This is a genomic window from Hydrogenophaga sp. (assembly GCF_026125825.1).
Lineage (GTDB): Bacteria > Pseudomonadota > Gammaproteobacteria > Burkholderiales > Burkholderiaceae_C > Hydrogenophaga.
On the sequence record NZ_JAHCKK010000018.1, the window covers coordinates 53,602 to 62,467 of the forward strand.

General features: G+C 65.0%; 8 protein-coding genes. 2 read left to right on the forward strand and 6 right to left on the reverse strand.

Annotation, left to right across the window (positions count from 1 at the left end; genetic code table 11):
* Positions 1-3: 3 nt before the first annotated feature.
* Entirely contained in the window at positions 4-1,302 is a 1,299-nt protein-coding gene (gene hemA, locus KIT86_RS09060; RefSeq protein ID WP_297397442.1) for a glutamyl-tRNA reductase, read from the reverse strand.
* 48 nt (positions 1,303-1,350) lie between these two features.
* Here hemA and KIT86_RS09065 point away from each other — a divergent pair, with 48 nt between their 5' ends.
* Positions 1,351-1,620 (forward strand): hypothetical protein, encoded by a 270-nt coding sequence (locus KIT86_RS09065; protein ID WP_297397444.1) that lies wholly within the window; start codon positions 1,351-1,353, stop codon positions 1,618-1,620.
* 10 nt (positions 1,621-1,630) lie between these two features.
* Here KIT86_RS09065 and ugpQ read toward each other — a convergent pair whose 3' ends face one another.
* The 5 genes from ugpQ to ugpB all read right to left on the reverse strand — a co-directional run bounded on the left by ugpQ (position 1,631) and on the right by ugpB (position 6,604).
* Positions 1,631-2,386 (reverse strand): glycerophosphodiester phosphodiesterase, encoded by a 756-nt coding sequence (gene ugpQ / locus KIT86_RS09070; RefSeq protein WP_297397446.1) that lies wholly within the window; start codon positions 2,384-2,386, stop codon positions 1,631-1,633.
* Positions 2,383-3,387 (reverse strand): sn-glycerol-3-phosphate ABC transporter ATP-binding protein UgpC, encoded by a 1,005-nt coding sequence (gene ugpC / locus KIT86_RS09075; protein ID WP_297397448.1) that lies wholly within the window; start codon positions 3,385-3,387, stop codon positions 2,383-2,385. The genes ugpQ and ugpC overlap by 4 nt, the downstream gene beginning before the upstream one ends.
* A gap of 36 nt (positions 3,388-3,423) precedes the next feature.
* The gene (gene ugpE, locus KIT86_RS09080) at positions 3,424-4,275 is read right to left on the reverse strand and encodes a sn-glycerol-3-phosphate ABC transporter permease UgpE (RefSeq protein ID WP_297397450.1); all 852 of its coding nucleotides are present in this window, start codon (positions 4,273-4,275) and stop codon (positions 3,424-3,426) included.
* A gap of 1 nt (position 4,276) precedes the next feature.
* The gene (gene ugpA / locus KIT86_RS09085; RefSeq protein WP_297397451.1) at positions 4,277-5,158 is read right to left on the reverse strand and encodes a sn-glycerol-3-phosphate ABC transporter permease UgpA; all 882 of its coding nucleotides are present in this window, start codon (positions 5,156-5,158) and stop codon (positions 4,277-4,279) included.
* Between the two features lie 126 nt (positions 5,159-5,284).
* A complete protein-coding gene (gene ugpB / locus KIT86_RS09090; RefSeq protein WP_297397453.1) occupies positions 5,285-6,604 on the reverse strand; it encodes a sn-glycerol-3-phosphate ABC transporter substrate-binding protein UgpB in 1,320 nt (439 codons plus the stop codon).
* Positions 6,605-6,790: 186 nt separating this feature from the next.
* Between ugpB and KIT86_RS09095 the strand changes: the two genes are divergently transcribed.
* Positions 6,791-8,866 (forward strand): DUF3683 domain-containing protein (locus KIT86_RS09095; protein ID WP_297397455.1); only part of this gene is annotated, 2,076 nt, incomplete at its 3' end.

Genomic DNA, 8,866 nt, shown 5'->3' on the forward strand with positions numbered 1-8,866 from the left:
CAGCTAGTTTTGCGCGTTGCGCCGGGGTTTGAGCGGTTCGTCCCGCAGGAACAGCCGCGAAACGGTTTGCGCGGTGGCAGCGCGCGTGGCGCTGTCCCCGGTGTGCAGTTCGGCGAGTGTGCCGTGCAGCATCTTCTGCGTCAGGCCGCGCGAGAGCGCTTCCAACACGGCCTCGACCGGTTCGCCTTTGGCCAGCAGCCGTCGGGCGCGTGCCATTTCCACGGCGCGCCATTGGTCGGCCTGGGCATTGATCTGCTGGATCAGCGGCACCACGCCGTGAGCCGGATCGCGTTGCTCCATCCAATGCATGAAGCTGAGCACACCTGCGTCGATGATGGCCTCGGCCTGTGCCACGGCGGCCAGGCGGTGATCCTTGCCGGTCTGCACCACGGTCGCCAGGTCGTCCACGGTGTAGAGGTACACGTCTGGCAGGGCCTTGACCTCGGCCTCAATGTCGCGCGGTACGGCCAGATCGACCATGAACATGGGGCGGTGACGGCGCTTCTTGAGCGCGCGCTCCACCGCGCCCAGGCCAATGATGGGCAGCGTGCTGGCGGTGCAGCTGATGACGGCGTCGAATTCGTGAAGGCGGTCGGGGACGTCCGCCAGCCGCATCACCTGCGCACCGAAGCGGCTGGCCAGCTTCTCGCCGCGCTCCAGTGTGCGGTTGGCGATCGCCATCCCCTTGGGTGTCTTGGCCGCGAAATGGGTGGCGGCCAGTTCGATCATCTCGCCCGCGCCGACGAACAGCACCTTGATGTCGCGCAGATCCTCGAACAGCTGCGAGGCCAAGCGCACCGCGGCGGCGGTCATGCTGATGGAATGGGCGCCGATTTCGGTCGAGCTGCGCACTTCCTTGGCGACGGCAAAGGAGCGCTGGAACAGCTGGTGCAGGGTGCTGCCCAGGGCGCCAGCGTCGTTGGCGGCACGCACCGCGTCCTTCATCTGGCCCAGAATCTGGGCTTCCCCCAGCACCATGCTGTCCAGGCCACTGGCCACGCGAAAGGCGTGGCGTGCCGCCTGATCGTCACGCAGGATGTAGGCGTGGTCGCGCAGCATCTGGCCACTCACGCCACCGGTCTGCGCCAGCCAGTCCAGGGTGGGGTCAACCGCCGATTGGTCGCCCGCGCCGTACAGCTCGGTGCGATTGCAGGTGGACAGCAGCGTGGCCTCGGCCTGGCGCGTCAGGCTTTGCAGGTAGCCGTGCAAAGTCGGCTGCAGCTGGTCAAGCGCAAACGCAAAACGGCCCCGCAGATCGAGCGGAGCCGTGTTGTGGTTGATGCCGAGGGCCCAGACAGACATGGCCTGATTATAAAATTGAACCCTTATGCATGCCGCTGCCCGATTCGAATGACGCCTTTGGCCTTCCTCGGGCACATGGCCGGCTTCGTCGCCCCCGCCGTTTTCATGGCCCTGGTCCTGTGGACGGTGCCCCGCTTTCGCCGGGCGGGCCGTGCTGCGCAGGGCGCTGGTCTGGAGGCCTTCATGCTGGTCGTGGCGGGTGTGGTGGTGCTCCTCGCAGGGCTGGTGTTCTTCGGCCGCGACGGCAAGATGGCGACCTACGCCGCCCTGGTGGCCGTGCAGGGTACGCTGGCATGGTGGCTGCACCGCAAGCGTTGAGCGCTTCGGCTCAGCGCGCGGGCGCAAACAGATCGACGCGGTCGGTGATGATGCCGTCCAGCCCCAGATCCAGCAGCCGCTGTGCGGCCCATTCGTCGTTCACGGTGTAGGCCAAGGTGCGCAGGCCGAGTTCCCGGGCCTGGGCGACCGTGCTGGTGTCCCACAGGGCGTGGTTGAACACCACGGCGACGCACCCCAAGGATGGCGCCATGTCCCGCCAGCCTTCCCGCAAGGTGTCGAGCAGCAGCCCGCGGGGCAGGTGGGGGGCAGCCTCCCGCGCGCCCTGCAGCGCCTCGGGCTGGAAGGACGTGAGGAAGGGCGCGCGAGCGGCATCCCCGGCCCAGAGCCGGGCGGCCGCTTGCGCCACGGCACGCCCCGTGGCCAGCTCGGTGCCGGGCGTGGGTTTGATCTCGATGTTGAGCCAATGGCCGTGCGCCTGGCAGTGGCGGGCCACGGCTTCGAGGGTGGCCAGGGGCTCGCCTGCGAAAGCGCGCGAGTGCCATCCTCCGGCATCAAGCTGGCTCAGCTGGGTCCAGGGCTGCTCGCCAGCCACGCCGCTGCCGTTCGTGGTCCGCTCCAGGGTCGCGTCGTGCAGCAGGAAAACCACGCCATCGGCGCTGAGCTTCGCGTCGCATTCGTACATGCGGTAGCCCTGCGAGGCCCCGAGGCGGAAGGCCGCAAGGGTGTTTTCGGGCGCCAGCTTGCCGGCACCGCGGTGGGCGACCCAGCGCGGATAGGGCCAGTGCGCTTGCGCTCCGGCGCTCATTGACGCTGGCCAGTTTCGGCGTTGAACCAGTGCAGGCGGTCTTCGCGCGGCTGGGCTCGGATGGTGCTGCCGATGGCCGGGGCACCCTGGTCCTCGTGGGTGCGGATGATCAGCATTTCATCGCCCAGGCGGGCATGCACCAGGCGCTCGGCGCCCAGAAGTTCCACGGTCTCCACTTGCAGCTCCCAGCCGCTGTCGCCCACGTCCAGGTGCTCCGGGCGAATGCCCATGATGCTGCCGGGGCGGCCACCCGGTGCATTCTTGAGCAGGTTCATCGGGGGCGAGCCGATGAAGCTGGCCACGAAAGTCGTGGCTGGGCGCGAGTAGACCTCTTCAGGCGTGCCGAACTGTTCCATGTTGCCCGCATTCATGACAATCATGCGCTCGGCCAGCGTCATCGCTTCGACCTGATCGTGCGTGACGAAGAGCGAGGTGATGCCCAGTTCGCGGTGCAACTTCTGGATTTCCAACCGTGTCTGGGCACGCAGCTTGGCATCGAGGTTGGAGAGCGGCTCGTCGAACAGGAAGACTTGCGGCTGGCGCACGATGGCCCGGCCCATGGCTACGCGCTGGCGTTGGCCACCCGAGAGCTCGCGCGGCTTGCGGGAGAGCAGGTGGCCGAGTTCCAGGATCTTGGCGGCCTTGTCCACGCGCGCGCGGATCTCGTCCTTGGGCACCTTGGCGATCTTCAGGCCATAGGCCATGTTGTCGAAGTTCGTCATGTGCGGGTAGAGCGCGTAGTTCTGGAACACCATGGCAATGTCGCGTTGCGCGGGCTCCAGGTTGTTGACGACGCGGTCACCGATGCGCAGCTCCCCACCGGAGATTTCCTCCAGGCCTGCCACCATGCGCAGGAGTGTGGACTTGCCGCAGCCCGAGGGCCCGACGATGACGACGAATTCGCCGTCCTGGATTTCGGCGTTCACCCCGTGGATGACCTGGTTGGCCTTGGGGCCGATGCCGTAGCGCTTGACGATGTTGCGAAGTGAAAGAGAGGCCATGGCGTTGTTGCGATCGTGTTGTTGTCGGTTGCCGGGTTACTTTTCCGTGTCCACCAGTCCCTTGACGAACCAGCGCTGCATGAAGATCACCACGAGTGCGGGCGGCAGCATGGCCAGCAGCGCGGTTGCCATCACGATGTTCCACTCATTGCCGGCGTCGCCGCCCGCAATCATGCGCTTGATGCCGATCACCACCGGGTACATCTCCTCCGAGGTGGTGACGAGCAAGGGCCACAGGTACTGGTTCCAGCCGTAGATGAACTGAATCACGAACAGCGCGGCGATCGAGGTGCGCGACAAAGGCACCAGGATGTCCTTGAAGAAGCGCATGGGGCCTGCGCCATCCACGCGAGCGGCTTCCACCAGTTCGTCCGGCACGGTGAGGAAAAACTGCCGGAACAGGAAGGTGGCGGTGGCCGAGGCGATGAGCGGGATGGTCAGGCCGGCATAGGTGTTGAGCATGCCCAGGTCCGACACCACCTGGTAGGTCGGGCCGATGCGAACTTCCACGGGCAGCATCAGCGTGATGAAGATCAGCCAGAAGCAGATGCCCTTGAATGGGAAGCGGAAGTAGACGATGGCAAAGGCCGACAGCAGCGAGATGGCGATCTTGCCAAAGGTGATGACGAGCGCCGTGACGAGGCTCACCCACATCATGCGCGCCACGGGCGCGCTGGATCCCGGGCCGCTGCCGCCGCCGAGCAGCGTGTCGCGGTAAGTCTGCCAGAAGTTGCTGCCGGGCAGCAGGGGCATGGGCGCTTGCACGATGTCCTGTGCGGTGTGGGTGGAGGCCACGAACGCGAGGTACAGCGGAAAGCCGACGATGAGCACGCCCAGCACCAGGATCAGGTGCGAGAGCAGCGTCAGGTAGGGACTGCGTTCAACCATGTCAGTACTGCACTTTCTTCTCGACGTAGCGGAACTGGATCACCGTGAGCACGATGACGATCACCATCAGCACCACCGACTGAGCGGCCGAGCCGCCCATGTCCATGGCCTTGAAGCCGTCGTGATACACCTTGTAGACGAGGATGGCGGTGTCCCGCCCCGGACCGCCTTGCGTGGTGGCGTCCACGATGGCGAAGGTGTCGAAGAAGGCGTACACGACGTTGATCACCAGCAGGAAGAAGGTGGTGGGGGAGAGCAGCGGGAACTGAATGCTCCAGAACCGGCGCCAGGGGCCTGCGCCGTCGATGGCGGCGGCCTCGATCAGCGACTTGGGTATCGACTGCAGGCCCGCGAGAAAGAACAGGAAGTTGTAGGAAATCTGCTTCCACACCGCAGCGATCACGATCAGCGTCATCGCATGGTCGGCGTTGAGCATGTGGTTCCAGTTGAAGCCGGACTGGCGCAACATGTAAGCCACCACGCCAAGCGACGGCGAGAACATGAACATCCAGAGCACGCCGGCGACAGCCGGGGCCACGGCGTAAGGCAGCAGCAGCGCGGTCTTGTAGGCCAGCGCACCCTTGATGATGCGGTCGGCAAAGATCGCCAGCACCAGCGAGATGGCAATGCCGAAACCAGCGACCAGCACGGAGAAGAAGGCCGTGGTCTTGAACGAAGCCAGGTAGCTCGGGTCTTCAAAGAGATTCCTGAAATTCTCGAAGCCCACCCACTCCTTGGAGAACCCGAACGAATCCTGCACCTGGAACGACTGCACCAGGGCCTGACCAGCGGGCCAGAAAAAGAAGATGCTGATGATTGCCAGCTGGGGCGCCAGCAAGGCCCAGGGCAACCATGCAGAGCGAAAGAGCACGCGCTTTTCCATGTCCAGTCTTTCTCAGTCTTTCAAAAAGACAACCCGCCGCTGTGCAAACCCCTGGGGCCTGCAGAGTGGCGGGCTATCGATGTCCACCAGAGCACTGGCGGGCATCATCAGGCTTGAGGCCCGAACTTACTTGTTGGCGCGGGCGAACCGCACAAGTTGCTCGTTGCCTCTCGCGGCAGCGGCATCCAGTGCTTCCTTGGGCGACTTCTTGCCGGCCCAGATCTGTTCGGTTTCCTCGTCGATGATGGTCCGGATCTGCACAAAGTTGCCCAGGCGGATGCCACGCGACTTGTCGGTGGCCTTGCGGATCATCTGCGTCACCGCCACGTCCGTGCCGGGGTTCTTTTCATAGAAACCGGACGCCTCGGTCAGCTTGTAGGCGGCGGTGGTCACCGGCAGGTAGCCAGTGCGCTGGTGGCTGGCGGCCTGCACCCGGGTGTCGTTGAGGAAGTTCAGGAAGTCGGCCACCCCCTTGTACTCCGCGGGCTTCTTGCCCGCCATCACCCACAGGCTGGCGCCGCCAATGGCGGTGTTCTGCGGCGCACCCTTGACATCGGCGTAATAGGGCAGGGTAGAAATGCCGTAGGCGAACTTCGCATCCTTGGACACGCGGGCATACAGGCCCGAAGAGCCCGTGATCATGGCGCACTCGCCCGAAGGGAAAGAGGCGTCGGGCGCGTTGCCCCGACCCTTGTAGACAAAGCTGCCTTCCTTGGAGGCCTTGGCCAGGTTCTCGAAATGGCGCACGTGCAACGGCGTGTTGATCAACAGTTGCGCGTCGTTGCCGTCAAAACCGTTGTTCTTGGAGGCGAAAAGGGTGTTGTGCCACAGCGAGAAGCTCTCCAGCTGCGTCCAGCTGATCCAGCTGGTGGTGAACGGGCAGGCGTGGCCGCTGGCCTTGAGCTTCGATGCGGCGGCGAACACTTCGGGCCAGGTCTTGGGCGCCTTCTCCGGGTCCAGGCCTGCCTTCTTGAAGGCATCCTTGTTGTAATAGAAGATGGTGGTCGAGCTGTTGAGCGGGTAGCTCAGCATCTGGCCATTGGGTGCCGTGTAGTAGCCGGCCACGGCCGACACGTACTGCGTCGGGTCGAACTTGAAGCCGCCGTCATTGAGCACCTTGGCCGCCGGCACGATGGCGCCCTTGCTGGCCATCATGGTCGCGGTGCCGACCTCGAACACCTGCAGGATGTGGGGGGCGTTGCCCGCCCGGAAGGCGGCGATCGCGCCCGTCATGGATTCATCGTAGGTGCCCTTGTACGTGGGCACGACCTTGTACTGGCTCTGGCTGGCGTTGTACTGCTTGGCCAGGTCGTTGACCCACTCGCCGAGTGCGGCGCTCATGGAATGCCACCATTGAATCTCGGTCGGCGCCTGGGCATGGGCGGGGCCGCTCATGAGGGCGGCGAGCGCCAGGGCGCCGGTCAAGGGAAGAAAACGCTTGTGCATGGGTGCTGCTCCTTGGAATGGATGGTCGGATACCGATGGGGCTAGGGTAGGGCTCCGATGTGTCAAAACGATTGCACATGCGTTTCCCTGGCGTGACAACAGGGGTTTCCACAGGGGGGGTAGGTGAATGTTGCGCTGCGGTACCATCCTGGGTTCTTTACTGTCATGCTGGCGACTGCCACACACATGAACGCACCCACACCGCTTTCGTTGCTCGCCACCGCCACTGACGATGCGCCACGTTTGCGCGAGATCCCCTACAACTACACCTCCTTCTCGGATCGTGAAATTGTGCTGCGCCTGCTCGGCGAGCGCGCCTGGGGCCTGCTGGACGAACTGCGCGGTGAGCGGCGCACCGGTCGCTCGGCGCGCATGCTGTATGAGGTGTTGGGTGACATCTGGGTGGTGCAGCGCAACCCTTATCTGCAGGACGACCTGCTCGACAGCCCCAAGCGCCGACAGCAGCTGGTGGACGCCCTTCACCATCGACTGGCCGAGGTGCAGAAGCGCCGCACGCCGCAGGACGACGCGGTGCGCGACGGCCTGGTGGCCGAACTGCTCACCGCCGCACGTGCAGCGGTCGATCAGTTCTCCCGTTCGTTCCAGGACATGGCGGCGCTGCGCCAGCGTGCCACCAAGGCGTTGCGCCGGCTGACGGCCAAGGACAACATCAAGTTCGATGGCCTGTCGCGTGTTTCGCATGTGACCGATGCCACCGACTGGCGTGTGGAATACCCCTTTGTGGTGCTCACGCCGGACACCGAAGCCGAAATGGCTTTGCTGGTCAAGGGATGCTACGAGCTGGGCCTGACCATCATCCCGCGTGGGGGCGGCACGGGCTATACAGGCGGCGCGATTCCGCTGACGTGGAAGAGCGCGGTGATCAACACCGAGAAGCTGGAAGCCATGACCGAGGTGGAATGGGTCAACGTGCCAGGGCACGACAAGCCATTGCCCACCGTCTGGACCGAGGCCGGCGTCGTGACCCAGCGCGTGTCCGACGCGGCCGAGCGGGCTGGCCACGTGTTCGCGGTCGACCCGACTTCGGCGGAGGCCTCCTGCATCGGCGGCAACATCGCCATGAACGCGGGCGGCAAGAAAGCCGTGCTATGGGGCACGGCGCTGGACAACCTGGTGTCGTGGCGCATGGTCACACCGCAGGCCCAGTGGCTGGAAGTCACCCGGCTGGACCACAACCTGGGCAAGATCCACGATGCGGAGGTCGCCACCTTCGGGCTCCAGTATTTCGAGGCCGACGGCACCACCCCGGTGCGGAGCGAGCAACTGGTGATCCCTGGCAAGACCTTCCGCAAGGAAGGTCTTGGCAAGGACGTGACGGACAAGTTCCTCAGCGGCCTGCCGGGCATCCAGAAGGAGGGTTGCGATGGCCTGATCACCAGCGCGCGCTGGGTGGTGCACCGCATGCCCGAGCACGTGCGCACGGTGTGCCTGGAGTTCTTTGGCAACCCCAAGGACTGTGTGCCGTCCATCGTGGACATCAAGGACTTCATGTTCGGCGAGATGAAGCGCCCGGGGGGGGCCATCCTGGCCGGGCTGGAGCATCTGGACGACCGTTATCTCAAGGCCGTGGGTTACGCCACCAAAAGCAAGCGCGGGACCCTGCCCAAGATGGTGCTGATCGGCGACATCGTGGGTGACGACGCCGACGCCGTGGCGCGCGCCACCAGCGAAGTGATCCGCCTGGCGAACTCGCGCAGCGGCGAGGGCTTCGTGGCCATCAGCGCCGAGGCACGCAAGAAATTTTGGCTGGACCGAAAGCGCACGGCAGCCATCAGCCGACACACCAACGCCTTCAAGATCAATGAAGACGTGGTGATCCCGCTGCCCCGCATGGGCGAGTACACCGAGGGCATCGAGCGCATCAACATCGAGCTCTCGCTGCGCAACAAAATCAAGCTGGCCGACGCGCTCGAAGCCTTCTTCGCCAGGGGCAACCTGCCGCTGGGCAAGACCGACGACGCCAGCGACATCCCCAGTGCAGAGCTGCTGGAGGACCGTGTGCAACAGGCCCTGGCCCTGGTGCGCGAAGTGCGCGCGCTCTGGGCCGGTTGGCTCAGCGATGTGGACGCCCTGTTCCCGCAGCTGCAGGACCACCGCCTGCGCGCGAGCTGGAAGACGCAGATCCGCGCGCCGCTGCAGGCCATCTTCTCAGGCGCGGCATTCGGCCCCCTGCTGGCCGAGTGCACGGCCATCCACCAGCGCGTGCTCAAGGGCCGCGTGTGGGTGGCGCTGCACATGCAC